Origin of the sequence: Pseudoalteromonas sp. XI10 (genome assembly GCF_001469895.1) — a bacterium.
GTDB lineage: Bacteria > Pseudomonadota > Gammaproteobacteria > Enterobacterales > Alteromonadaceae > Pseudoalteromonas.
Window position 1 is genome coordinate 307101 of sequence record NZ_LOPY01000052.1, and the last position, 21469, is coordinate 328569.

Consider the following 21469-nt stretch of genomic DNA (forward strand, 5'->3'; position numbering starts at 1 on the left):
TAATCTCATAGCGTTTGATGCTCTATCGTCAGGGTTGCAATAATTGGGTTATGATCTGAGCTTGCAAGCTCAGGCACAACGGTAGTTTCTATTTTGACACCACGCACCCATACTTGGTCAAGTGCTAATCCAAATGCTTTGGTGCGTTTATCATCTAAATAGATAGCTTCGTGCAAACCTAGATGGGTTAATGTTTGCTGTAATAAGGCTTGGCGCTCATCACTCCAGGTATTGAGATCACCGGCAAATACAATAGGGCCTTTATGCGTTCGCATAATAGCGGCGGCATCGTCTAGCTGTTGTTTAAAGTCACTTACACCAATCGTAAAGTTAATGGCATGCAGGTTAATACTGAGTAATAACTGTTGATCTGGCAGCGCATACTCCACAATATTGGTGGCTTTTGGGCTACGTAGCCAAGGCTCTTTATGGGTGAGTGTGCAATGCACAGTAGCTGGCCAGCGGCTGAGTGTCATAACCCCTGATTGCACGCTGCCGCTCTTATACCCTTTAGCAAAGCGCCAGTACGGTTTTAGCTTTGTAAGCGAAGGTTCTTCGATAGCTTCTTGTAGTAACACAATATCAGCATCGGCATTTAGCTTTTGCAAATCTGTGAGTAAGCCATCTATTTGTGCTTTGTAGATATTCCAACTCAATAACTTGAACTGATAGGGCAAAATATAATGTTCAGCATAAGTTTGCATGCGGCTTTGCGCTAATTGCTGTTGGCAATTAGCAAGGTTCACAGCGGTTTTGGTTATACCTTGTTGCTCATCAGAGCTAGGATCGCTTGAAAAGCTATACCAAGACAGCACACTCAAACACACAAGTAATAAAAATATACGCAAATATGCCGTCATAATGACCTTTAATTACTTTTCTCAAGAGTTAGTCGTCGATAGCCCCAGTTTAGTTCAAAGGCTAAATGTTAGAAACTGTAGTATTTCCTACAATTTCTATACGCTTTCTTACCCAAAATGAGTACTCATATTCTTATACTTACTGAGCTTAACAACTCAGACAAAGGAACTACTCATGAAACAAATGGCCTGTATGCTGCTTGCCTTATCGGTGACAGCGTGTTCATCAGTCACCATAGTGCCAGAAAAAACAACCAATAAATTAGCCACTAAAGCTGATTACCAAGATAGCCGCCCATTCTTTTTGTGGGGCCTTGTTGGTGAAGAGCGCGTTGATGTAAAGGCTATTTGCCAAGATAAAAAAGTTGCCCAAATGCAATCGCAACAAACATTCGCTGATGGCGCATTAGGACTCGTTACACTCGGAATTTATGCTCCTCACACAGTAAAAGTATGGTGTGAGCAACAAGCAAAGGAGCAACAACTATGAAAAGCCTACTAGTAACAACTGTGTTAGTGGCAACCTTAAGTGGTTGCACAAATATCTACTTTGATAATGGCAGTGCTGCACAAGCCAATAAAGCGCCTGCAACAGAGCAATGGCATCATAACTTTGCCGCAGCGCTTTACGAAGGTTCAAAGCCTGTCGACTTATCTGAGGAGTGTCCTGATTCCGAATGGCAAACCGTTCACACTTATAAGTCGTTCACCAATGGCTTAGCTGAAGTTGCAGTAAACCAAGTTGGGCCTGTTTGGTACCCGAAAACAGTTGAAATAAGCTGCGCTCAAGTATCTTATAAACCAGACTAGTTATTCATAACGCAGCGCATCAATTGGGTTTAAGCGTGCCGCTTTAATAGCGGGCGCTAAGCCAAACACAATACCAATCAATGAAGTAAAGCCAAATGACAGCATAATCGCCCAACCCGGTATGTAGGCATCTGGCATGCTCGGCACTGATAACGAAATCAGTGCCGCAGCACCATAACCAATCGCTAAACCAATTAAACCACCAAACAGTGATAGCACCACAGCTTCAACTAAAAATTGCAGCATAATAAAGCCAGGTGTTGCCCCTAATGCTTTCAAGGTGCCGATCACACGCGTACGTTCTGTTACCGAAACCAGCATGATATTCATCACTCCGATACCACCAACTACCAGGCTGATACCCACTATCCCCGCGGTAATTGCGGTAGCACTACCAGTAAACTTATCGATATTAGCACGGGCTTTTTCGGCGGTTTCAAATTCAAAGTCGTCATCTTCACCGTCTTTCAGTTTATGTAATTGACGTAAGATACGGCGAATTTTAGCCAGTACTTGCGCTTCGTTAGCATCGTCTTTCAAACGAAACATCATTTGTACATTGGTATCAACACTGCCGCCTTCTAGCGCACTCATGGTACTTATTGGAATATTAATGTAATCGTCTTGGTCAAAACCTAATAAACTACCTTGTTTTTCAGCAACACCAATAATGCGAAACCACTCACCACCGAGTTTAATATATTCGCCTACAGGGTTTTCAGGCAGATTAAGCTTTTCGATAATTGAAGGACCAATAAACGCCACTCGACGGCGTTTTTCATCATCTTCTGCGCGAATAAACCGTCCGAGTTCTGGGTAGGTGCGATAAGCTTTTTGGTAGTCTTGCTCGGTGCCCATTACCCGTGAAGCATGACTTTTATTGCCATACTCTGCTGCACCAGAAAAGCGCCAAGTAAACATTAGCGCAGTAAAGGTTTCGGCTTCTTTTACGCGTGCTTTTAGAGTTAAAAAGTCGCTGTAGGTTAACTTTGCCTGTTGACCTACCATTTCTTTTTCTACGCTAGTGTAAGGTTTTATATTGGTGACATCGGGAGACATATCAGCAAGCTGATCATTAATTTGCTTGGTAAACCCTTGCATCACTGCCACCACGGTCACAACCGCTGCAACACCAATAATAATGCCTAAGCAGGTAAGGGCACTGCGCATCGCATTGGCTTTAATTGCCATCAGTGCGGCTTTTGTACCTTCCATTACAGCGATAGCAGATTTAAACATGTTGTCTTGTTCCTTCGCCTTTACGGGTATCACTAACAACCTTGCCATCAACTAAGCGAATAACACGTTGGCAGTGATCAGCAATATCTTGTTCATGAGTAACCAAAATGATGGTGTGCCCTTCGTTATGAAGCTCATCAAACAGCGCCATGATTTCAGTGGTGGTTTTACTATCTAAGTTACCGGTAGGCTCATCACCAAGTAGAATGTGGGGCTTAGTAACCAGTGCGCGAGCTATAGCGACACGTTGACGTTGGCCACCAGAAAGCTGGCTTGAAAGGTGGTTTACCTTATCGCCAAGACCAACCCGTTGTAATGATTCGAGCGCTTGTTGCTTTCGCTCTTTGGCAGAAATAAATCGATACACTAAGGGCTGCATGACATTTTCAAGGGCGGATGCTCGTGGTAATAAATTGAAACTTTGAAAAATAAAGCCAACACTTTCATTACGCTGATGAGCAAGCTCCGTTTCGGTCATGCGCTTTACTAGCTTATCTTTTAAATAATAGTCACCACTGGTGGGAGTATCTAAGCAGCCAAGCAAGTTCATCAGGGTTGATTTACCTGAACCGGAAGGACCAATAATGGCAACATACTCATTTTGCGCAATTTCAATATTAATATCATCAAGGGCTTTGAAAACTTGTTCGCCCATTTTGTATTGTTTATTGATATTGCTGAGTTTGATCACCGCAGACATTAGTTAGCACCTTTTTCAGGGCTGTTTTTAACGGCTACTGTATCACCCTCTTTTAGTGAGCTAAGTGGTCTAGCTGGGCCGATAACAATACGATCTCCTTTTGCAACACCGCTGGTTAATGCTTGTTCGATATCTGAAGAAATACCTACCGTAACAGCTGTTTTAGTTACTGTGTTATCTGCGTTAAGCTTCCAGACAAAGTAGCTATCATCCTCTTTTTGAATAGCTTCAATAGGCAGTTTTAAGCCGTTTTCGGCAATGCTTGTGGCGATTTCTGCGCGGCAGCTCATTCCGGCATAAAGCTGGCGGTCAGTGGCATCAAGCAGTACTTTGACTTTAAATGATAAGCCCTGAGAACCGGCTTGATTTTTTGCTGATGTGCCAATGTTTATTACTTTGCCAGTGAAAGGTTGATTTGGGTAAGCGGCGGCATAGATATCTGCATGTTGGTCTAATTTGATACCGGCAATATCGGTTTCATCCACTCGAAGCTCGGCTAATATTGCGCTTGGATCAGCTACTAGCATCAAGTCTGAGCCAATAATGTTAGTTGTTCCCGCAATAACAGTTTCACCTTCTTTAATATTGACCGAAGCAAGTAGGCCACTCATTGGAGCGCGAAACACGCTTTTATTTAAACGGTCTTCAGCAATCAATAACGATGCTTGGGCTTGGTTGTAAGCTTCACGCTTTGCTTCAATATCTATTTTCGCTAAATCGCGGGCATTTTGTAGGTTTTCATACACTTCTTGGCCAGCAAGGCCAACTTCATAAAGCTCTTTTTGGCGGCTTAGTTGACGCTCGATATTTTTTAATCGGGTTTCGCTATGCTTAATATCGATTTCGGTCGCGCGAAGCACGGCCTTGTTGCGTGCAACTTCAGATTCAAACGCGGTCGTATCTAGGCGCATAAGAATATCGCCCTCAGTGACACTTTCACCTTCCTCTACAAACACTTTTGCTACACGGCCAGTCACTTCTGAGCGCAGCTGCACTTGGGTATTAAAGACTAGGTTGCCAGAGGCTAAAATTGAATCGGCAATATTGCCTTGTTCAACTTCAGCAATATGCATTTCTGGTGCATCTTTATTGCCTGTGACTTGTTTTGAAATCAGTAAAGCGACAAATGCCGTAACAGCGAGGCCAATAATAATGGCTTTTTTCATGTTACTTCCTTGGTAGTTAAGAGCGGCATATTGCCGCTCAAAGCAGAATTAAACGAGAGCGATTACAGTCCAAATACCGTAAATAACAATACTTGGTAGAGCTGCAAACAGTAGCGCTTTATTGAAAGTGAAATTAGTCCAGCTCTTTAAACCGATAGCTGCGATGAAAATGCCCCAAATAGAAAAGATATTGAGACTTTCAAGTAAGGTGTAGAATGGGTGGCCAATTTCTAAACCAATTAAAAGTTGGTTAATCGAAGCATAGTTAAATAACGTCTGTGAGATTTGGTCGGTACTCGCAGTTAATACTAAGATGAGTAAACCAAGACTTGAGATAATCATTGGCATCATGGTCCACACACCAAAGCCATACCACGCACCATAACCGTAGTTAGCTTCTGGATCTTGCTTAGATACAAATAGGTAGTAGCCTGCCATCAGAGCATTAATAACAGCCAAACCAATGATGCCACCAAATATAGCAAACCATACTTGCATATCTATGGTTTGCTCCATGCTTTGGCGAATCATTTTTTGTTCTGCAATGGTGGCATCAACACTGGCCGCTGCCACTTGTTGATCGATTAAAAACTGCGGGTCAGCTTTATTGTAAAAAGCAAACATGCTGGCAGCGAGAATGCCGGCAAGTAAAATAAAGGCAACAAAAGACCAACCTTTTGCTTCTTTTAAGCCATTAAAGGCTTTGCTCGGGCTGATAAAAATATCAACCAATGCGGTCATGACATTTGATGATTTCATTTTTTATTCCTTGTTTTATAACATTTGTTTTTAGGTACTAAAATATCCTGTTTAGTAACAAATTAGCAATTTGTTTTGTAACTGTATGTTAACAGCTGTGATTAGTAAATCTGTGATATGGTTAAAAGATTAATTTGAGTCGAATTTATTAGGAATAGTAGGTCGTTATGGTGAATAGCAATGGTCGTTGTATTGATGAGTTGGTATTAGGGTTCTGGCGCTTGCTAGATTGGCAGGTAACGCCACAGCAATGCTTAAGTTTTTTAGAAAATGCAATTGAAATGGGTGTGTCACATACTGATCATGCTGACATCTACGGTGAATACGGTTGTGAAGCCGAATTTGGTAAAGCACTTAAACTAAAACCAAGTATTCGTGATGAAATCAAAATAATCACTAAATGTGGTATTAAGCCTGCGTTTGCAAGCCTAGGATTACAAGGCAAAGCAAACCATTATGATTCAAGTGCCGCGCATATAATTGCCTCAGCACAGCAGTCACTTAAAAACTTTAACACCGATCGTTTAGATGTATTACTTATCCATCGCCCTGATTACTTAATGAATGCCGATGAAATGGCACAAGCATTTAATACCCTAAAAGCAAATGGTGATGTGATTGATTTTGGTGTATCTAATTTTACCCCATCGCAACTTAGCTTGTTGCAGTCGCGTTTAGACTTTGAGCTTGTGACTAATCAAATTGAGTTTTCACCTTACGAAATGAAAGCCCTTGATGATGGCAGCTTAGACCAATGCCAATTGCTCGATATCAAACCTATGCTTTGGTCACCATTAGCTGGGGGTCGCTTATTCTCAAGTGATGATGAAAAAGCGGTGCGTTTACGTGCAGTGTTGGAGCAGGTTGGTGCTGAAATTGGCGCCACAGCCATTGATCAAGTTGTTTATGCTTGGCTGTTAATGCACCCAAGTGCACCGTCTGTGGTACTTGGTACGGGCAATATTGAGCGTGTTCAATCAGCTGTTGAAGCTAAGCAGCTTACTATGAACCGTGAACAGTGGTATCGCATTTGGCAAGGCTCAACCGGCCATAGTGTGCCTTAGCGAATAGCCAAAAACGAGAAAAGGGCCTTAACGGCCCTTCGTGTTGCAGCAAGTAACACATTCTTTATAAAGTGAAGTCAACCGCGTAAGCGACGTACACTTTTACATCTGAACCATCAATGTCGTTGTCTGAAAGACCGAAAGTAAAGCCGTCTTTCGACACTGAAACACCGTAGTCGATGATGTCATCATCACCAATGAAATCCCCTGAGTAATGACCTAAGTGAAGGGCCATTTCTGCACCGGTACTGCCAACTGGGAAACTGTAGTCAGCATTTAAATATAGAGAGTCACCAAAATCTGTACCGTCACCACTTGCTGCTGATGTTGCTAGGACTGCTGCACCAAAGGTGAAGCTACCCATGCTAATGCTACCGTAGATTTCTGAGAAGTCTGCATCTGTGTAAGACGCTGCATCTGGGTATGCATAATAAATGTAGCCAACATCGTAGCTAAAGGTTTCATTGATTTCACCGCCAAAACCAGCATAAAGGTCTAGCTCGTAAGTCATGTCGTCAGCCCAGCTAGCATTCGATACCCAAGTACCCGCATAAAAGCCAGATTCACTTGCGTAGTCGATACCACCTTGGATTGCAGCATCACCGCCGGTTTGTTCTTGACCACGCCACAAGTAGTTAGAAGTGGCTGCTGCATTAGCTGTTACTTCTGCATAACTATATGTTGAGCTCAAAGTTAATAGCGCAATGGCGCTTGCTGCGACCGTTTTTTTTAGTTTTAGCATGTTTCTGTATCCTGTTGTTATGTTGATTTTGTCCCATTTTCAGATTGCAGTCTGGTTGTTATTTGAGGACATTTTCTATGTGTTGTCTGGATACGATATTGCACTGGTTGTGCCAAGTTAATTTCGAACGGGATATTTTATGCTTAAAGGCTTTAAAAACAGGCTTTTAAACTTGTTTAATTGTGAAAAGGATGGTTATTTGAATTGTTCATGCGCACATGTGTGGTGCAAAAAATAACCCGGTTGCACAATTGCGAAGCAACCGGGTTTTGCTTATTTGAGAGTAACTTAGCCGAAAATTGCACGCATTAGACTAATGGTTTCTTCAACACTGCGGCCTTTTTCAACTTCACTGATGATTGAATCGCGCTTAGCTTTGATATGTTCAGGGATATCATCACTTGCTAATGCTCGGTCCACCAGTATCTCTGCTGATTCTTTGCCACGGCGTACGGTCTTTTTACCTGCTGAGCTTGTGGTACTCTTAGGTTTGTTTAACAACTTAATATAGTTAGAGTTATCAGCGGTACTTTTATCTGCATAATAAAAGAAGCTAGGCAATAGGGCTTTGATTTCAACTAGAGATTGTTCAAGCTCATTTGCTGCACTGGCCATTTTGAACCAAGGCATGCTATGTATTGCTTCGACAACATCTTGCCAGTAGCGCTCAAAATCACGGTTATTAAGCTTAGTAATGCCTAATGCCGCACAAAGGGCATCAAGTTTACTATTTACGATTGGTGTAAACACGTCAGGTCGGCGCATCGCAAGCAAGCGAGTAGCAGGAGCAAGCGTTGGCTTTTCATCGCTGCCATTAAATGCCATGAAGTAAGCAACCATAAAATGCTGATAATGTTCTTGCGTTACTTCACCCTCAAGTGGAATGTGTGCAAGAGCCTCATCGAATGCACCAGGTAAATCACTCAACATTTGGTGGAAACCTTTTGCGTTCTTAGTCGAAGCAAACCATTCAACGTCGAAGTTATAGCTACTTGGATCAAGCGAGGCACTGTGTTTACCTGAAAACGCTAAACGGTCTTCTGGGATCATCTCTTTTAGTGATTGCGATTTAATTGCAGCAATGTAATTAGCTAAGCGTAGCTGCTCATCAAGGGCTACAAGCTCTTTATGCTGCTCGATGAAACCTGCGATAACAGGCCATGGCGCAACCCTTAATGTTTTTAACTGCAAAAAGCTGATTGCAGAAATTAATAAGTCATGAAGTTTTTTAAGTGTCGGTAATTGCTTATCTTCTAATAGATCGTAGTTAATGCGATCACGGCTTGCACTTAATAGCTCATAGCACCATCCTAAAAAGTCTTCAGGGTGGTTTTCTACTTTAACTGCCATAAGGTTTAAGCTGATATCAGAGGCTTGCTTGAGGATATTTTGATAAATTTGACTTTCTTGCTCGCCAAGCGCCATTTTTGACGGTGAAATAAGCAGTTTCTTCATGCTTAATCGATACTCCAGTTTTGACCAAATTGGGTTGTTTAATTTTAGTACACAGGGTGCAAAAACAACAGGGTCGTGCATCATACCGAAGTAATGAAATGATGCAATCTTACTGATAATTTATAAGTAAGATTGCGACTGATGTGGTTTATTAATCATTGTCATCGAGTGTAAATAATTGCTCAACACTGAGTTCAAAGTGAGCAGCAATTTTTAACGCGATAATCACCGAGGGTATAAAGCGGCCTGTTTCAACTGTGCTAATGGTTTTACGTGATACTGCAATGGCATCAGCAAGTTCTTGCTGCGATAACCCCTTTTCTTTGCGGAATTTAGCGATACTATTTTGCACTTTTATACCTAGTCTCTACTTTGCCAAAGAATTGATACGCCATATATCAAACACATTAAGGCAAGGTAAAATGTGGCCATCATGCTATGAGATACATTTAAAGCAAGTTCATCAGACAATAAAAAAATAGCCCCCATGCTAAAAAGCAATCCAAGCACAACATGTTTATAAGCGATGGTATCAATCGTATTTAAAAATTCATCCTTATACGTAAGGCGATAACCAAGTTTCCATGTAAATCCCCCTCTAATTACAAACATAAAGAAAGATCCTAAAAATGCGGTACCGCCAATAAACAGTAACGGTGCTGATGTTTGCTTGAGCATTGGGTAAACACTAATAATTAATAACGTGACTCCCATGAATATTGAAAACCATGCGTTATGACTCATAAACTTTTCTTCCGTTTTGATATCTTGCATAGACATAATCGTTTCCTTTTATTTTAAACTCAAATGTAACCTATAGGTATCAATGTAACCCTAGGGTATCATACGGTCAAGATCTTTTTGCAACCTATAGGTATCAAAATGTTTCAGCGCTGATTCATATTCTTGTACCTAAGCTTGTTTACAAACCTTTTTATGTGTTGGGCAATGCAATTGCGCCTAACTCCCGCTATGATAAGAACATTGTTTGCCCATTTTTAAGGATGATTATGAAAACCTTACTGAAAATCGTTGGTGTCATCTTCGTATTACTGATTGCATTGGTAGTCGCTGCACCATTCCTAATACCTACAGACGCGATATTTAATAAAGTATCGGAGCAAGTAGAACAAACCACAGGTCGTAGTCTGACTATTAATGGCGATAAAAAGCTGTCGGTATTTCCATCATTAAAACTTGAATTGAATGATGTGCACTTTGCCAATATGCAAACAGGCTCGCAAAAAGATATGGCAAGCATGCAGCAACTTGCTATCCGTATCCCGTGGATGTCGTTATTTGGCGGTGAGTTTAAGCTTGATAAATTCGTTATTAACGAACCAACGATTTTGTTAGAAACCGATAAAAATGGTAAAGCAAACTGGCAACTATTTGATGCGGTTGCTGAGCAACCACAGACAGAGCAGCAAAAGAGTTCTGGCGCTGTTAACTTACCAGATAACTTTGATATCGAACTTGGTGAAGTGGCAATCTACGGTGGTACTTTCACTTATCTAGATGGTAAAACCGGAGCAAAGCAACAGATAAGCGATTTAGAGTTAGCCATCTTACTACCTTCTCTTCGCAAGACCTTAGAATTAAAAGGCGGTATTACCTATATGGGTGAGCGCTTTGATTTAGATGTCACGCTAGATACACCTGTTAAAGCGATTGAAGGCGAAACCTTTAATGTAAGCACTGAGGTTGATTCACGCTTAGTCGATTTGAATTTTAAAGGTGCAATTGCAGAAATGGGTAATGACGTGCAAGGGCTTCTTTCTGTCAGTGGTGACTCTGTTAAAAACATTGCGAGCTGGCAAGGTGTTGAGCTTAATGCAAAAGAAAATGCGTTTAATGCCTTTAATGTAAAGGGTTCAATGCACCTAAAAGGACAACAGTTTAAGCTTACTGAGCTACTTGCCACCCTAGATGAGCTGCAAATTAAAGGTAAAAGCGATATTAAGCTTGGTGATCGTTTAGCTGTGAATGCCGATATTGATTTAGGCATGCTTGATCTAAACCCTTACCTACCAGAGGGCGTAGCTAAAGAAGAGCAAGCAGAGCCTGCAGCAGATGCGCCAGCACAGCCAATTGTTTGGGATGATACTGCAATTGATATGAGCGGCTTAAATGCACTTGATGCAAATGTAGTCGTGCGTTCAAGTGGCTTACAAGCAAATGATATTACCCTTGGTGAAAACCAGTTAACGGTGAACCTAAAAAATGCCGTGGCTAAAATCAGTCTAGACAAGTTTGTTGCTTATGAGGGCAATGGTAAAGGTGTGATAACCGTTAACGCCAAGCAAACACCTTATAAAATTAGTACTAACTTTTCTTTAGATAAAATTGATGCGCAGCCATTACTAACTGATGCGGCTGGTTTCGATAAGTTAATGGGTAAAGGCTCTCTAAATTGGGATCTAACGACCACAGGTCAAAGCCAAAAGAGCTTTATCAATGCTCTAAATGGTAAGTTAGGCTTTGAGTTTGCTGATGGTGCGGTAAAAGGGGCCAACATTGCAGAGATGGTTCGTAAAGCAAAAGAGCTTATCAAAGGTAACTTAAGTGCAGTATCTGAAGGTTTAGATACTGGCTTTGATAACTCACAGCAAACAGACTTCTCAGCATTGCAGGGCAGTTTTGTATTCACTAACGGTGTTGGTGAAAATACAGACCTGTCACTACTTAGCCCGCTTATTCGCATTACAGGCTCAGGTAAAGTTGATTTACCAATGACAAATGTAGATTATCGTTTAGTAACAGGCATTGTTGATTCAATCGAAGGGCAAGGCACGACAGATGACAGTACCGGCTTTAAAATTCCGCTGCGTATCAAAGGCCCATTCCATGATGTTGGTTATAGCTTAGATGTCAGTGATGCGGCTAAAGAAGAAGTCAAAGAAAAAGCCAAAGATAAAATTAAAGACAAATTAAAAGGTTTATTTGGTAATTAATAAAAATTTAATTAAACTCAAAAACAGGGCGCATTTGCGCCCTGTTTGTTTTATAATCAATAACAAACCAGCAAGCTGCTGTAATTCCTCAATGCAGGCATTGCGATTAATTCCAAATTAATTAAAAAATAACCTACCACTTCCTTGCCATTGCTGCTACAATTGCCCGCCCTTAAGAGACAACTTGCTTGTTTTTTGAGTGGAATTTAACCGAAATGTCTTGATTTTAAACAAAATTAAGGCGTGTTGTAATTTCTACACCGGAGGTCATTAACATGATCCAAATGCAAACTCAGCTGGACGTTGCTGATAACAGCGGCGCTCGCAAAGTGCAGTGTATTAAAGTCCTTGGCGGTTCGCACCGTCGCTATGCAGCGGTTGGCGATATCATCAAAGTTTCTGTAAAAGAAGCTATTCCTCGCGGTAAAGTGAAGAAAGGTGATGTTAAAAACGCGGTAGTTGTGCGTACTAAAAAAGGCGTTCGTCGTCCGGACGGTTCTTTGATCCGTTTCGATAGCAATGCGGCTGTTATCTTAAACGATAACTTACAGCCAATTGGTACTCGTATCTTCGGCCCTGTGACTCGTGAACTTCGTACTGAAAAGTTCATGAAAATCGTTTCACTAGCACCAGAAGTACTATAAGGAGTCTATCATGGCAGCAAAAATCCGTCGTGATGACGAAGTAATCGTACTAGCAGGCAAAGACAAAGGTAAGCGCGGTAAAGTGCTTTCAGTTGTTGCTGAATCTGGTCGAGTATTTGTCGAAGGCATCAACTTAATCAAGAAGCACCAAAAGCCTGTTCCTCAGTTGAACCAAGCTGGCGGTATTGTTGAGAAAGAAGCGTCTATCGACGTATCAAACGTTGCGATCTACAACTCGGAAACGGGTAAAGCAGATCGTGTAGGTTTCAAGATTGAAGATGGTAAGAAATTACGTATCTTTAAATCTACTGGTAAAACTATCTAATAGTTGGAGTAGAATGATGGCGAAACTGCATGAAGTATATAAAGACAAAGTAGTTGCTGAGCTTCAAGAGAAGTTTGGTTTCAGCTCTGTCATGCAAGTCCCTCAGATCGAAAAGATCACATTAAACATGGGTGTGGGCGAAGCTCTAGCTGACAAGAAGATCCTAGATAACGCTGTTGCGGATCTAGAAGCAATCTCTGGTCAGAAACCTCTAATCACTAAAGCACGCAAATCAGTTGCTGGCTTCAAAGTGCGTGAAGGTTACCCAATTGGTTGTAAAGTAACCCTACGTGGCGAGCGTATGTGGGACTTTTTTGAGCGTTTGGTTTCAATCGCTATCCCACGTATCCGTGACTTCCGTGGTGTAAGTGCTAAGTCTTTTGATGGACGTGGTAACTACAGCATGGGCGTACGTGAGCAAATCATCTTCCCAGAAATCGATTATGATAAAGTAGACCGTGTTCGCGGTTTAGATATCACAATCACTACTTCTGCGAAAACAGATGATGAAGGCCGTGCGTTGTTAGAAGCGTTTAACTTCCCATTCAAGAAATAAGGGTAGGGTTATGGCAAAGAATTCTATGAAAGCGCGCGAAGCAAAGCGTGCGAAATTAGTTGCTCAGTATGCTGAAAAGCGTGCGGCACTAAAAGCTATCATCAGTGATGTTAATACATCTGACGATGATCGTTGGGACGCGGTATTAAAGCTACAAGCTTTACCACGTGATTCTAGCTCTTCACGTCAACGTAATCGTTGTAACGTTACGGGCCGCCCACATGGTTACCTTCGCAAATTCGGCATGAGCCGTATCAAAGTTCGCGAAGCAGCTATGCGCGGTGAAATTCCTGGCCTTAAAAAGGCTAGCTGGTAATAGTATCACGGGAGTAAGACTATGAGCTTGCAAGATCCTATTGCGGATTTGTTTACACGTATCCGTAACGGTCAGTCAGCGAAGAAAGTATCAGTATCGATGCCAACTTCAAAACTGAAAGTAGCAGTAGCTAAAGTATTAAAAGATGAAGGTTATATCGCAGATTACGCTGTAAGCGGTGAAGCGAAGCCTCAGCTTTCTATCGATTTAAAATATTTCGAAGGCAAAGCTGTTATTGAAAATATCCAGCGTGTTAGCCGCCCTGGTTTACGTATCTATAAGAAACGTGACGAATTACCAAAGGTAATGGGTGGTCTTGGTATCGCTATCGTATCAACTTCTAAAGGCCTAATGACAGACCGCGCAGCACGTAGTGCCGGCGTTGGTGGTGAGATCATTGGCTTTGTAGCTTAATCGGAGGGGAACTATGTCTCGCATAGCAAAGGCACCAATCAATGTTCCTGCCGGTGTAGAAGTTACATTAAAAGGCCAGGACATCACAGTTAAAGGCAAAAACGGTGAATTAACTCGTACTATCAACGACGCTGTTGAAGTACAAGTTAACGATAACGTTATTACAACTTTACCTCGTGAAGGCGTAGCTAATGCATGGGCACAAGCAGGTACTGCTCGCGCTCTAATCAACAACATGGTTGTTGGTACGCATGAAGGTTACGAGAAGAAACTTCAGTTAGTAGGTGTTGGTTACCGTGCAGCAGCTAAGGGCAAAGTATTAGACTTAACTCTTGGTTTCTCACACCCAGTGAATTTCGAAGTACCAGAAGGTATTACGATTGAAACACCAAGCCAAACAGAAGTTCTAGTTAAGGGCGTAGACAAGCAGTTAGTTGGTCAAACAGCTGCTAACATCCGTGCATACCGTAAACCTGAGCCTTATAAAGGTAAAGGTGTTCGTTACGCGGACGAGAATGTACGCCGTAAAGAGGCTAAGAAGAAGTAAGGTAAGACGATGGATAAAAAAACAGCTCGTCTACGTCGTGCTAAACGCACTCGTAGAAATTATATTGAACAAGGCACAACGCGTCTTGTTATCCACCGCACGCCACGTCACATTTACGCTCAAGTAGTTACTGCTGAGGGTACTGTACTGGCTGCTGCTTCTACTGTTGAAAAAGCAATTAGCGAAACAGTTAAAGGCACAGGTAACGTTGCAGCTGCTCAAGCAGTTGGTAAAGCGGTTGCTGAACGTGCAGCTGACAAAGGCATCGAAAAGATTGCTTTTGATCGCAGTGGCTTTAAATATCACGGCCGTGTGAAGGCGCTTGCTGATGCAGCGCGTGAAGCCGGTCTGCAATTCTAGGAGTAGACAATGGCTAACGTAGAAGCAAAGCAACAACAGCCTGATTTGGCTGAAAAGCTAATCGCGGTAAACCGTGTGTCTAAAGTGGTTAAAGGTGGTCGTATCTTTAGCTTCACTGCACTAACAGTAGTTGGTGACGGCGCAGGTAAAGTAGGTTTTGGTTATGGTAAAGCACGTGAAGTTCCAGCTGCTATTCAAAAAGCAATGGAAAAAGCACGTCGCAACATGATCAGTGTAGACCTTAACGGTAACACGCTACAGCACCCAATCAAGGGTCGCCACGCGGGTTCTAAAGTATACATGCAGCCTGCTTCTGAAGGTACAGGTATCATCGCCGGTGGTGCGATGCGTGCAGTACTAGAAGTAACTGGTGTACAGAACGTATTGTCAAAAGCATACGGTTCAACTAACCCGATCAACATCGTTCGTGCAACGATTGCTGCTCTAGAGAACATGAACTCTCCAGAGTCAATCGCTGCTAAACGTGGTCTTAGCGTTGACGAAATCACGGGGTAAACCATGGCTAATAAAACTGTAAAAGTAACACAAGTAAAGAGCTCTATCGGTCGTTTACCGAAGCATAAAGCTACATTACGCGGTCTTGGTCTACGTCGTATCAATCACACTGTTGAGTTAGAAGACACAGCATGTGTGCGTGGTATGATTAACCAAGTTTCTTACATGGTAAAGGTTGAGGGTTAATTCGATGCATTTGAATACACTTTCACCTGCTGCTGGTGCAAAAACTGAAAAGAAACGTCTAGGTCGTGGTATTGGTTCTGGTCTTGGTAAGACTGGTGGCCGTGGTCATAAAGGCCAAAAATCACGTTCTGGCGGTAAAGTTCGCGTTGGTTTCGAAGGCGGTCAAATGCCTATGCAACGTCGTCTACCTAAATTTGGTTTCACTTCACGTAAATCATTAGTATCTACTGAAGTTAACCTTTTTGAAATCGCTAAAGTTGAAGGCGATGTAGTAGACGTAAACGCGTTACAAGCAGCTGGTCTAGTTAAAAAGAACATCCAGTTCGTTAAAGTAGTTAAATCTGGCGAAGTTTCACGCGCAGTTACCGTTAAAGGTCTTAAAGTGACTAAAGGTGCTCGCGAAGCTATCGAAGCTGCCGGAGGCAAGGTAGAAGACTAAGGAAGTACTAATGGCTAAACCAGGTCAAGATATGAAAAGTGCACAAAGTGGGCTTTCGGAATTGAAGCGTCGATTACTATTTGTATTAGGTGCTATCATTATTTACCGTCTAGGTTCATTCGTGCCGATCCCTGGGATTGACGCCGCTGTACTTGCCGATTTCTTCGAGCAACAAAAGGGCACCATTGTTGAAATGTTTAACATGTTCAGCGGTGGTGCGCTTGAGCGAGCTTCAGTGTTAGCACTGGGTATTATGCCGTACATCTCGGCTTCGATTATTACGCAACTATTAACGCATATGTATCCGCCGTTTATAGAGCTTAAGAAAGAAGGTGAGCAAGGGCGTAAGAAAATTAGCCAGTACACACGCTACGGCACGCTTGTGCTTGCTACAATCCAATCAATCGGTATTGCTACAAGCTTACCGGGCATGATGGACGGGTTAGTTGTTAACCCAGGTATCGGTTTCTACTTCACTGCTGTAGTGAGTTTAGTAACTGGTACTATGTTCCTAATGTGGTTGGGCGAACAAATTACAGAACGTGGTATCGGTAACGGTATCTCAGTTCTGATTTTTGTTGGTATCGTAGCTAACCTGCCGTCTGCTATTGGTTCGACAGCCGAAATGGCGCGCCAAGGTGATCTGAATGTACTTGTACTGTTATTGATTGCTGTAATCGTATTCGCTGTTACTTACCTAGTTGTATTCTTTGAACGTGGTCAACGTCGTATCGTCGTTAACTATGCAAAGCGTCAACAAGGTCGTCAGGTATTTGCTGCTCAAAGCACGCACTTACCACTGAAAGTAAACATGGCGGGTGTTATTCCACCAATCTTTGCTAGCAGTATAATTCTGTTCCCTGGTACAATTGCAAGCTGGTTCGGCCAGGGTGAAGGTCCGGTCGCTGATGTGCTACAAGCAATCGCTACAACGTTGACTCCAGGTCAACCTTTATATGCGATGGTTTTAGCTGCGGCTATTATCTTCTTCTGCTTTTTCTACACCGCGTTGGTATTTAACCCGCGTGAAACAGCAGATAACCTGAAAAAATCTGGCGCATTTATCCCAGGTATTCGTCCAGGTGAGCAGACATCTAAATACATTGATAAAGTGATGACACGCCTGACATTGGCAGGTGCTTTGTATATAACCTTTATCTGTCTGGTGCCCGAATTCATGACTATGGCATGGCAAACGCCATTCTATTTCGGCGGTACATCAATTTTGATTATCGTTGTTGTAATCATGGACTTTATGGCACAAGTACAGACGCATCTGATGTCACATCAGTATGATTCTGTGCTGAAAAAAGCAAACCTTAAAGGCTACGGTCGATAAGGTCATTTTACGGAGTTGAGCAATGAAAGTACGTGCTTCCGTTAAGAAAATATGCCGTAACTGTAAAGTTATTAAACGTGCTGGTGTAGTACGCGTAATTTGCAGTGAGCCTAAGCACAAGCAAAGGCAAGGCTAATTAAACAGTCGTGCAGGCTGAGTTATTTACTCGGCCTGTGTTTTTAGTTGTGATTTGGTCTTCGTTTGAGTATCCTTACGGGCTTTTCAAACAGATGATTACCAAATTCAAATATAGGAGATGTGTTAGTGGCCCGTATCGCTGGCATTAACGTCCCTGATCATAAACATGCAGTTATCGGTTTAACTGCTATTTATGGCATAGGTAAGACTCGCTCTAAGGAAATCTTAGCAGCGACTGGTATCGCCGAGACCACAAAAATCGGTGAACTTTCAGACGAAACACTTGACGTATTGCGTGAAGCAGTTGGCAAGTACACTGTAGAAGGTGACCTTCGTCGTGAAGTTACATTAAATATCAAGCGCCTTATGGACCTTGGTTGTTTCCGTGGCCTACGTCACCGTCGTTCGTTACCACTACGTGGTCAACGTACTAAGACTAACGCGCGTACTCGTAAGGGTCCTCGCAAGCCTATCAAGAAATAAGGTGGGGTAGATTATGGCTAAAGCACCAATTCGTCGTAAGAAGGTTAAAAAGCAAGTTGCTGATGGTATGGCTCACGTTCATGCTTCTTTCAACAACACTATTGTAACAATTACCGACCGTCAAGGTAATGCACTATCTTGGGCAACAGCAGGTGGTTCAGGTTTCCGTGGTTCACGTAAATCTACTCCATTCGCGGCTCAGGTTGCTGCAGAGCGTGCAGGTACTGCTGCTCAAGAATACGGTTTAAAAAATCTAGAAGTTTTCATCAAAGGTCCAGGTCCAGGTCGTGAATCTGCTGTACGTGCTTTGAATGCTGCTGGTTACCGTATCACCAACATCACTGACGTGACGCCAATCCCTCATAATGGTTGTCGTCCACCGAAGAAACGTCGCGTTTAACAATAGGTTAGGAGAAATAACATGGCAAGATATTTGGGCCCTAAGCTCAAGCTGAGTCGTCGTGAAGGTACTGACCTGTTCCTTAAGAGCGGCGTAAGAGCTATCGACTCTAAGTGTAAACTTGAGACTGCACCTGGTCAGCACGGCGCTCGTAAAGGTCGCTTATCTGATTACGGTTTACAGCTACGTGAAAAGCAAAAAGTACGTCGTATCTACGGTGTATTAGAAAAGCAATTCCGTAACTACTACAAAGAAGCTGCTCGCCTTAAAGGTAATACAGGTGAAAACTTGTTACAGCTTTTAGAGCAACGTTTAGACAATGTTGTATATCGCATGGGTTTTGCTAGCACACGCGCTGAAGCACGTCAGTTAGTAAGCCACAAAGCGATTTTAGTTAATGGTCGTGTAGTGAACATCCCTTCATACGTAATTACTCCAGAAGATACTGTTGTAATTCGTGAGAAGTCAAAAACACAAGCACGTATCATCGCTGCTCTAGAGTTGGCTGAGCAACGTGAAAAGCCGACTTGGGTTGAAGTTGACGGTAAGAAAATGGAAGGTAGCTTCAAGCGCCTACCTGAGCGTTCAGATCTGTCTGCGGACATTAACGAACAACTAATCGTCGAACTTTACTCTAAGTAAAGTTAAGAGTTAAGAGAGGATAAAATGCAGGGTTCTGTTACCGAATTCCTAAAACCAAGGTTAGTCGATATCGACGCTATCAACCCAACGCGTTCTAAAGTAGTTTTAGAACCATTAGAGCGTGGCTTCGGTCACACTTTGGGTAATGCCTTACGCCGTATACTGTTATCATCTATGCCTGGATGTGCAGTAACTGAAGTAGAAATCGACGGTGTATTGCATGAGTACAGCGCGAAAGAGGGCGTACAAGAAGACATCATTGAAATTCTGTTAAACCTTAAAGGTCTAGCAGTAACTTTAGAAGGCAAAGATGAAGTTTTTCTGACCCTGACTAAATCTGGTGTAGGCCCTGTGACTGCGGCTGATATTCAGCACGATGGTGATGTAACTATCGCCAACCCAGATCACGTTATCTGTCACCTTACGACAGATAGCAGCGAGATCAGCATGCGTATTCGTGTTGAGCGCGGTCGCGGTTATGTGCCGGCATCTAGTCGTTTATCCTCTGATGACGATGAGCGTCCAATTGGTCGTCTGCTGCTTGATGCATCATTCAGCCCAGTTGAACGTATTGCGTACTCGGTTGAATCAGCCCGTGTTGAGCAACGTACAGACTTAGACAAGTTAATCATTGATATGGAAACAAACGGCACTTTAGATCCTGAAGAAGCGATCCGCCGTGCGTCTACTATCTTAGCTGAGCAATTAGATGCATTCGTAGATTTACGTGATGTAACTGAGCCAGAAGAGAAAGAAGAGAAGCCAGAATTCGATCCTATTCTGCTTCGTCCAGTTGATGATCTTGAGCTAACAGTACGTTCAGCAAACTGTTTGAAAGCCGAGCAAATTCAATATATCGGTGATTTAGTTCAGCGCACTGAAGTTGAGCTTCTTAAAACGCCTAACTTAGGTAAGAAGTCTCTAACTGAAATTAAAGACGTGCTAGCTTCACGTGGTCTTTCTCTAGGTATGCGCCTAGAAAATTGGCCGCCTGCAAGCCTAGCTGAATAATCTAAATCACTATATTAGTTTAGTTAGAAGGATAGGGTCATGCGCCATCGTAAGAGTGGTCGTCAATTAAACCGTAACAGCAGCCATCGCAAAGCGATGTTCAGCAACATGGCTGGTTCTTTGGTGAAACATGAAATCATCAAAACAACTTTGCCTAAAGCTAAAGAGTTGCGCCGTGTAATTGAACCTTTAATCACACTGGCTAAGACTGACAGTGTAGCAAACCGCCGTTTAGCGTTTGCTCGCACGCGTGATAATGAAGTAGTTGGTAAATTATTCAGCGAAATCGGTCCACGTAATACAGACCGTCCTGGTGGTTACACTCGTATTCTTAAGTGTGGCTTCCGTGCTGGTGATAATGCACCAATGGCTTATATTGAACTAGTTGGTCGCCCAGCGACAAACGAAGAAGTTCAAGAAGACGCGCAGTCTGCAGAGTAAGTCGTAAAGACACCAAAAAGCCGAGCTTATGCTCGGCTTTTTACTTTCTAAAATTCACCACTAAACTTCACTACTTATAAAACAGCTCTATCAACCCCAAACATTACCATACAATCTTGAAGCACCTAGCACCTAGCACCTAGCACCTAGCACCTAGCAACTAGCAACTAAGATCATATATAAAGATCAATTCGCGCTCTTTAATAGCTGCATCTTCTTTTATACAACTTAAAAACAAGCATATTTATAAAATACACTGCCTAAATAGCCATAATACGAGTGATTTAGTGCTATTTTTACCCGTTTCGTTCGTATTTTGCGCGAACAGTCATTTTTTTCATAAAAACTTCAAAAAACAGTTGATCTCAATTCGGATCTCCCTATAATGCGCATCCACCGACACGGCGGACTGCTTACAAAAAAGCAAAACGACGAGTTGGTTGAGTCAAGTAAGACTGAGTTTTGAAAAAATAAACTTTTCTCAAAATTAAGTGTTGACAAAAATGACGGCTTGCGTAGAATGCACAGCCCTTGAGACGCAAAAGTATCTCAAACGTTCTTTAACAATATAAAGCAATCATCTGTGTGGGCACTCGTACAGATTGAGTTCTAACAGCGAAGCTTGGTTTACTAAGTAACGCAAACAAATTTAGAGTCTCAAATGTAACTGAGTGACTATATAGTCAATTCGTTTTGATTTTACTTTTTTAAAAAGTAGAAACAAACAATCAGAATTCATTGAGCATGGTTTGAAGTTTACTTCAAACAAAAAACTTTTAATTGAAGAGTTTGATCATGGCTCAGATTGAACGCTGGCGGCAGGCCTAACACATGCAAGTCGAGCGGTAACAGAGAGTAGCTTGCTACTCTGCTGACGAGCGGCGGACGGGTGAGTAATGCTTGGGAATATGCCTTATGGTGGGGGACAACAGTTGGAAACGACTGCTAATACCGCATGATGTC

30 protein-coding genes and 1 rRNA gene are annotated in these 21469 nt (G+C 42.4%); 22 read left to right on the plus strand and 9 right to left on the minus strand.

All coding sequences use genetic code 11. From position 1 onward, the window contains the following. Positions 1 to 5: 5 nt before the first annotated feature. Positions 6 to 860, minus strand: a complete 855-nt coding sequence (locus tag AUR67_RS17145; protein WP_058586177.1) for an endonuclease/exonuclease/phosphatase family protein — start codon at positions 858 to 860, stop codon at positions 6 to 8. Between the two features lie 175 nt (positions 861 to 1035). On the opposite strand from AUR67_RS17145, the gene AUR67_RS17150 reads away from it, so the two are divergent. After that, positions 1036 to 1350, plus strand: coding sequence for a Bor family protein (locus AUR67_RS17150; protein ID WP_058586178.1), 315 nt, complete (start codon positions 1036 to 1038; stop codon positions 1348 to 1350). Continuing rightward, positions 1347 to 1670, plus strand: coding sequence for a Bor/Iss family lipoprotein (locus AUR67_RS17155; protein ID WP_058586179.1), 324 nt, complete (start codon positions 1347 to 1349; stop codon positions 1668 to 1670). The genes AUR67_RS17150 and AUR67_RS17155 overlap by 4 nt, the downstream gene beginning before the upstream one ends. Here AUR67_RS17155 and AUR67_RS17160 read toward each other — a convergent pair whose 3' ends face one another. Genes AUR67_RS17160 through AUR67_RS17175 form a run of 4 tightly spaced genes read right to left on the minus strand, consistent with a single transcriptional unit; the run spans position 1671 to position 5534 of the window. Continuing rightward, complete coding sequence (locus tag AUR67_RS17160) at positions 1671 to 2909, minus strand: ABC transporter permease (RefSeq protein ID WP_058586180.1); 1239 nt, start codon at positions 2907 to 2909, stop codon at positions 1671 to 1673. It abuts the gene before it with no gap. Next, entirely contained in the window at positions 2902 to 3609 is a 708-nt protein-coding gene (locus tag AUR67_RS17165; protein ID WP_054562823.1) for an ABC transporter ATP-binding protein, read from the minus strand. Before AUR67_RS17165 ends, AUR67_RS17160 begins: the two co-directional genes overlap by 8 nt. Further along, positions 3609 to 4775 (minus strand): efflux RND transporter periplasmic adaptor subunit, encoded by a 1167-nt coding sequence (locus tag AUR67_RS17170; protein ID WP_058586181.1) that lies wholly within the window; start codon positions 4773 to 4775, stop codon positions 3609 to 3611. Before AUR67_RS17170 ends, AUR67_RS17165 begins: the two co-directional genes overlap by 1 nt. A gap of 48 nt (positions 4776 to 4823) precedes the next feature. Beyond that, positions 4824 to 5534 carry a YIP1 family protein gene (locus tag AUR67_RS17175; protein WP_058586182.1) on the minus strand — a complete coding sequence of 237 codons (711 nt, stop codon included), beginning with the start codon at positions 5532 to 5534 and terminating at the stop codon, positions 4824 to 4826. 170 nt (positions 5535 to 5704) lie between these two features. On the opposite strand from AUR67_RS17175, the gene AUR67_RS17180 reads away from it, so the two are divergent. After that, positions 5705 to 6598, plus strand: a complete 894-nt coding sequence (locus AUR67_RS17180; RefSeq protein ID WP_058586198.1) for an aldo/keto reductase — start codon at positions 5705 to 5707, stop codon at positions 6596 to 6598. A gap of 64 nt (positions 6599 to 6662) precedes the next feature. Here AUR67_RS17180 and AUR67_RS17185 read toward each other — a convergent pair whose 3' ends face one another. The 4 genes from AUR67_RS17185 to AUR67_RS17200 all read right to left on the minus strand — a co-directional run bounded on the left by AUR67_RS17185 (position 6663) and on the right by AUR67_RS17200 (position 9575). Next, complete coding sequence (locus AUR67_RS17185) at positions 6663 to 7340, minus strand: TorF family putative porin (RefSeq protein ID WP_058586183.1); 678 nt, start codon at positions 7338 to 7340, stop codon at positions 6663 to 6665. A gap of 288 nt (positions 7341 to 7628) precedes the next feature. Then, positions 7629 to 8795: a hypothetical protein gene (locus tag AUR67_RS17190; protein WP_058586199.1), complete on the minus strand. Its 1167-nt coding sequence runs from the start codon at positions 8793 to 8795 to the stop codon at positions 7629 to 7631. Between the two features lie 151 nt (positions 8796 to 8946). Next, positions 8947 to 9147 carry a helix-turn-helix transcriptional regulator gene (locus AUR67_RS17195; protein WP_058586184.1) on the minus strand — a complete coding sequence of 67 codons (201 nt, stop codon included), beginning with the start codon at positions 9145 to 9147 and terminating at the stop codon, positions 8947 to 8949. A gap of 8 nt (positions 9148 to 9155) precedes the next feature. Further along, positions 9156 to 9575: a hypothetical protein gene (locus AUR67_RS17200; protein WP_058586185.1), complete on the minus strand. Its 420-nt coding sequence runs from the start codon at positions 9573 to 9575 to the stop codon at positions 9156 to 9158. Between the two features lie 230 nt (positions 9576 to 9805). Here AUR67_RS17200 and AUR67_RS17205 point away from each other — a divergent pair, with 230 nt between their 5' ends. From AUR67_RS17205 to AUR67_RS17290, 19 genes are all read left to right on the plus strand, one after another. Beyond that, positions 9806 to 11749 carry an AsmA family protein gene (locus AUR67_RS17205; RefSeq protein ID WP_058586186.1) on the plus strand — a complete coding sequence of 648 codons (1944 nt, stop codon included), beginning with the start codon at positions 9806 to 9808 and terminating at the stop codon, positions 11747 to 11749. Positions 11750 to 12024: 275 nt separating this feature from the next. Next, complete coding sequence (gene rplN / locus AUR67_RS17210; RefSeq protein ID WP_010378257.1) at positions 12025 to 12393, plus strand: 50S ribosomal protein L14; 369 nt, start codon at positions 12025 to 12027, stop codon at positions 12391 to 12393. 10 nt (positions 12394 to 12403) lie between these two features. Then, positions 12404 to 12718: a 50S ribosomal protein L24 gene (gene rplX / locus AUR67_RS17215; RefSeq protein WP_054554391.1), complete on the plus strand. Its 315-nt coding sequence runs from the start codon at positions 12404 to 12406 to the stop codon at positions 12716 to 12718. A gap of 16 nt (positions 12719 to 12734) precedes the next feature. Then, positions 12735 to 13274 carry a 50S ribosomal protein L5 gene (gene rplE / locus AUR67_RS17220; protein ID WP_058586187.1) on the plus strand — a complete coding sequence of 180 codons (540 nt, stop codon included), beginning with the start codon at positions 12735 to 12737 and terminating at the stop codon, positions 13272 to 13274. Between the two features lie 10 nt (positions 13275 to 13284). After that, a complete protein-coding gene (gene rpsN, locus AUR67_RS17225; RefSeq protein WP_058586188.1) occupies positions 13285 to 13590 on the plus strand; it encodes a 30S ribosomal protein S14 in 306 nt (101 codons plus the stop codon). A gap of 21 nt (positions 13591 to 13611) precedes the next feature. Beyond that, complete coding sequence (rpsH, locus tag AUR67_RS17230) at positions 13612 to 14004, plus strand: 30S ribosomal protein S8 (RefSeq protein ID WP_058586189.1); 393 nt, start codon at positions 13612 to 13614, stop codon at positions 14002 to 14004. 13 nt (positions 14005 to 14017) lie between these two features. Next, on the plus strand, positions 14018 to 14551 hold the full coding sequence (gene rplF / locus AUR67_RS17235; RefSeq protein ID WP_054554387.1) for a 50S ribosomal protein L6: 534 nt from the start codon (positions 14018 to 14020) through the stop codon (positions 14549 to 14551). 9 nt (positions 14552 to 14560) lie between these two features. Further along, positions 14561 to 14911, plus strand: coding sequence for a 50S ribosomal protein L18 (gene rplR / locus AUR67_RS17240; protein WP_036974021.1), 351 nt, complete (start codon positions 14561 to 14563; stop codon positions 14909 to 14911). Positions 14912 to 14920: 9 nt separating this feature from the next. Further along, entirely contained in the window at positions 14921 to 15427 is a 507-nt protein-coding gene (rpsE, locus tag AUR67_RS17245; RefSeq protein ID WP_036974018.1) for a 30S ribosomal protein S5, read from the plus strand. A gap of 3 nt (positions 15428 to 15430) precedes the next feature. Then, on the plus strand, positions 15431 to 15613 hold the full coding sequence (gene rpmD / locus AUR67_RS17250; RefSeq protein ID WP_016710201.1) for a 50S ribosomal protein L30: 183 nt from the start codon (positions 15431 to 15433) through the stop codon (positions 15611 to 15613). A 4-nt stretch (positions 15614 to 15617) separates the two neighbouring features. After that, entirely contained in the window at positions 15618 to 16052 is a 435-nt protein-coding gene (gene rplO / locus AUR67_RS17255) for a 50S ribosomal protein L15 (protein ID WP_054554386.1), read from the plus strand. A 10-nt stretch (positions 16053 to 16062) separates the two neighbouring features. Beyond that, complete coding sequence (gene secY / locus AUR67_RS17260) at positions 16063 to 17391, plus strand: preprotein translocase subunit SecY (RefSeq protein WP_036974013.1); 1329 nt, start codon at positions 16063 to 16065, stop codon at positions 17389 to 17391. A gap of 22 nt (positions 17392 to 17413) precedes the next feature. Then, positions 17414 to 17527, plus strand: coding sequence for a 50S ribosomal protein L36 (rpmJ, locus tag AUR67_RS20955; protein WP_002959476.1), 114 nt, complete (start codon positions 17414 to 17416; stop codon positions 17525 to 17527). A gap of 128 nt (positions 17528 to 17655) precedes the next feature. Then, positions 17656 to 18012 carry a 30S ribosomal protein S13 gene (gene rpsM / locus AUR67_RS17265; protein ID WP_054562818.1) on the plus strand — a complete coding sequence of 119 codons (357 nt, stop codon included), beginning with the start codon at positions 17656 to 17658 and terminating at the stop codon, positions 18010 to 18012. Between the two features lie 13 nt (positions 18013 to 18025). Next, entirely contained in the window at positions 18026 to 18412 is a 387-nt protein-coding gene (rpsK, locus tag AUR67_RS17270) for a 30S ribosomal protein S11 (RefSeq protein WP_036974009.1), read from the plus strand. Positions 18413 to 18433: 21 nt separating this feature from the next. After that, a complete protein-coding gene (gene rpsD / locus AUR67_RS17275) occupies positions 18434 to 19054 on the plus strand; it encodes a 30S ribosomal protein S4 (RefSeq protein WP_036974007.1) in 621 nt (206 codons plus the stop codon). Between the two features lie 24 nt (positions 19055 to 19078). Further along, positions 19079 to 20065: a DNA-directed RNA polymerase subunit alpha gene (locus tag AUR67_RS17280; protein WP_004589198.1), complete on the plus strand. Its 987-nt coding sequence runs from the start codon at positions 19079 to 19081 to the stop codon at positions 20063 to 20065. A gap of 39 nt (positions 20066 to 20104) precedes the next feature. Then, a complete protein-coding gene (gene rplQ, locus AUR67_RS17285) occupies positions 20105 to 20506 on the plus strand; it encodes a 50S ribosomal protein L17 (protein WP_004589197.1) in 402 nt (133 codons plus the stop codon). A 777-nt stretch (positions 20507 to 21283) separates the two neighbouring features. Beyond that, positions 21284 to 21469: ribosomal RNA gene (locus tag AUR67_RS17290) — 16S ribosomal RNA — on the plus strand; the annotation flags it as partial.

Coding starts and splice junctions, on each gene's coding strand:
- AUR67_RS17280 (WP_004589198.1), top strand. CDS start 19,079: ATGCAGGGTTCTGTTACCGAATTCCTAAAACCAAGGTTAGTCGATATC.
- rpsN (WP_058586188.1), top strand. CDS start 13,285: ATGGCAAAGAATTCTATGAAAGCGCGCGAAGCAAAGCGTGCGAAATTA.
- AUR67_RS17150 (WP_058586178.1), top strand. CDS start 1,036: ATGAAACAAATGGCCTGTATGCTGCTTGCCTTATCGGTGACAGCGTGT.
- AUR67_RS17160 (WP_058586180.1), bottom strand. CDS start 2,909: ATGTTTAAATCTGCTATCGCTGTAATGGAAGGTACAAAAGCCGCACTG.
- rpsE (WP_036974018.1), top strand. CDS start 14,921: ATGGCTAACGTAGAAGCAAAGCAACAACAGCCTGATTTGGCTGAAAAG.
- rplE (WP_058586187.1), top strand. CDS start 12,735: ATGGCGAAACTGCATGAAGTATATAAAGACAAAGTAGTTGCTGAGCTT.
- AUR67_RS17175 (WP_058586182.1), bottom strand. CDS start 5,534: ATGAAATCATCAAATGTCATGACCGCATTGGTTGATATTTTTATCAGC.
- AUR67_RS17200 (WP_058586185.1), bottom strand. CDS start 9,575: ATGTCTATGCAAGATATCAAAACGGAAGAAAAGTTTATGAGTCATAAC.
- rplR (WP_036974021.1), top strand. CDS start 14,561: ATGGATAAAAAAACAGCTCGTCTACGTCGTGCTAAACGCACTCGTAGA.
- AUR67_RS17145 (WP_058586177.1), bottom strand. CDS start 860: ATGACGGCATATTTGCGTATATTTTTATTACTTGTGTGTTTGAGTGTG.
- rpsH (WP_058586189.1), top strand. CDS start 13,612: ATGAGCTTGCAAGATCCTATTGCGGATTTGTTTACACGTATCCGTAAC.
- AUR67_RS17155 (WP_058586179.1), top strand. CDS start 1,347: ATGAAAAGCCTACTAGTAACAACTGTGTTAGTGGCAACCTTAAGTGGT.
- rplF (WP_054554387.1), top strand. CDS start 14,018: ATGTCTCGCATAGCAAAGGCACCAATCAATGTTCCTGCCGGTGTAGAA.
- AUR67_RS17165 (WP_054562823.1), bottom strand. CDS start 3,609: ATGTCTGCGGTGATCAAACTCAGCAATATCAATAAACAATACAAAATG.
- rpsK (WP_036974009.1), top strand. CDS start 18,026: ATGGCTAAAGCACCAATTCGTCGTAAGAAGGTTAAAAAGCAAGTTGCT.
- rpmD (WP_016710201.1), top strand. CDS start 15,431: ATGGCTAATAAAACTGTAAAAGTAACACAAGTAAAGAGCTCTATCGGT.
- AUR67_RS17190 (WP_058586199.1), bottom strand. CDS start 8,795: ATGAAGAAACTGCTTATTTCACCGTCAAAAATGGCGCTTGGCGAGCAA.
- AUR67_RS17205 (WP_058586186.1), top strand. CDS start 9,806: ATGAAAACCTTACTGAAAATCGTTGGTGTCATCTTCGTATTACTGATT.
- rplO (WP_054554386.1), top strand. CDS start 15,618: ATGCATTTGAATACACTTTCACCTGCTGCTGGTGCAAAAACTGAAAAG.
- secY (WP_036974013.1), top strand. CDS start 16,063: ATGGCTAAACCAGGTCAAGATATGAAAAGTGCACAAAGTGGGCTTTCG.
- rplN (WP_010378257.1), top strand. CDS start 12,025: ATGATCCAAATGCAAACTCAGCTGGACGTTGCTGATAACAGCGGCGCT.
- AUR67_RS17185 (WP_058586183.1), bottom strand. CDS start 7,340: ATGCTAAAACTAAAAAAAACGGTCGCAGCAAGCGCCATTGCGCTATTA.
- rpmJ (WP_002959476.1), top strand. CDS start 17,414: ATGAAAGTACGTGCTTCCGTTAAGAAAATATGCCGTAACTGTAAAGTT.
- rplX (WP_054554391.1), top strand. CDS start 12,404: ATGGCAGCAAAAATCCGTCGTGATGACGAAGTAATCGTACTAGCAGGC.
- AUR67_RS17170 (WP_058586181.1), bottom strand. CDS start 4,775: ATGAAAAAAGCCATTATTATTGGCCTCGCTGTTACGGCATTTGTCGCT.
- rpsD (WP_036974007.1), top strand. CDS start 18,434: ATGGCAAGATATTTGGGCCCTAAGCTCAAGCTGAGTCGTCGTGAAGGT.
- rplQ (WP_004589197.1), top strand. CDS start 20,105: ATGCGCCATCGTAAGAGTGGTCGTCAATTAAACCGTAACAGCAGCCAT.